The 1,462-nt window shown below is 75.9% G+C and carries 1 protein-coding gene; it reads right to left on the reverse strand.

What is annotated here, in order from left to right; translation table 11 throughout:
- Nucleotides 1–1,462: DUF222 domain-containing protein (locus QSK03_RS32845; RefSeq protein WP_285660030.1), on the reverse strand; the 1,462-nt coding region annotated here is incomplete at both ends.

Consider the following 1,462-nt stretch of genomic DNA (forward strand, 5'->3'; position numbering starts at 1 on the left):
CCCCGCCGCCGGTGCTGGTCGCGGCGGGGGCCCGGAGGTCGACTCGATGATCGACCCGGTGATCCCGGGGGCGGGTCGGGGAGGCGGGGTCGGTGGCGGGTGAGCAGGACGTGCTGGAGGCGGCCGGAGGGGTCGGTGAGCACGATGCGCCATTCGCCGTGGTGGTAGCGGGCGAGCATGGCGCGGGCGGTGGCGGGTAGCAGGGTGCCCCAGCCGGGGAGCTGGGCGGGGTGTTCGTCGAGCCCGAGGGCGGTGCTGAGCTCCAGCCGGATCTCCACGGTGCCGGTACGCACCCCGCTGGTGCGCGGCAACTCGCTGCCCTCATCGCCGGTGTCGTCGCCGGTGTCGCCGCTGGGCCCGTGACCGGTGTCGCTGCCGGTGCCCTCGCTGTGGTCGCCGGCGCCCTCGTCGGTCGCGGGCTCCCCGGCCGGCACCGCATCGTTCGCGGGGTCGGTGTTCGCGGGGTCGGTGTTCGCGGGGTCGGTGTTCGCGGGGTCGGTGTTCGCGGGGTCGGTGTTCGCGGGGTCGGCGTTCGCAGCGTTCGCGGCGTCGGTGTTCGTGGCGTTGTCGGCGGTGTCCTCGGGCTCGTTTCCTGATTCGTTCTCCGGCTCGCCGCGCGGCTCGTCGCCGAGCCCGCCGCCGGAGTCGCCGTCACTGTCGACCGGCTCGTCGTCGCCCGGCTCGTCGTCGCCCGGCTCGTCGTCGCCCGGCTCGTCGTCGCCCGGCTCGTCGTCGCCCGGTCCGCTGTCGCCCGGTCCGCTGTCGCCCGGTCCGCTGTCGCCCGGTCCGCTGTCGCTCGGGTCGTCGTCGCTCGGGTCGTCGTCGCCCGGTCCGCTGCCGCGGGGCTCGTCGTCGGGTCCGTCGTCCGGCCCGTTTCCGTCGCTGTCGGGCCCGCTGTCCGGCCCGTCGTCGGGGCCGCCGGTGTCGGGGCCGGTGTCGGGGTCGGTGCCCGGGCTGTCGGGGTCGGGTGGGCGCAGGGTGTGTTCGAGCAGGTCGAGCAGGGTGTCGTCGTCGAGGCCGACGGCGGTGCCGTCGAGCTGGGCCAGGTACACCTCGGCCCGCAACTGCTCGATCTTGACCCGAAGCCCGCGGCGGCGCAGCTCCGCGGCCAGCGCCTCGGCGCGGGCCATCGAGATCGCGGCCCGGTCGACCGGCAGGTCACAGCCCGAGAGGTTCGCGGTCCCCGACGGGTTCCGCGAGGCCAGCAGCCGCGCCTTCTTCAACGCGTTGGTCTCGCGGCGGGCGGCCCAGTCGGGGTCGAGGGCGTGCGCGAGTTCCTGGATGCGTTCGATCAGCGCCCCGACCGGCAGCGCGGGCGCCTCGGGCAGCAGGGTGTGGCACACCTGGTGGGCGTGGTCGTCGGCCAGGTCGCGGGTCCAGTCGGAGAACACCCGGGCCTTGGACTCGTCGAGGTCCCCGCCGCGCATGGCGGCGTGCACCTGCGGCAGCCGGCCCAGCAGGT

Origin of the sequence: Actinomycetospora sp. NBRC 106375 (assembly GCF_030269665.1) — a bacterium.
In the GTDB taxonomy this organism is placed as follows: Bacteria; Actinomycetota; Actinomycetes; order Mycobacteriales; family Pseudonocardiaceae; genus Actinomycetospora.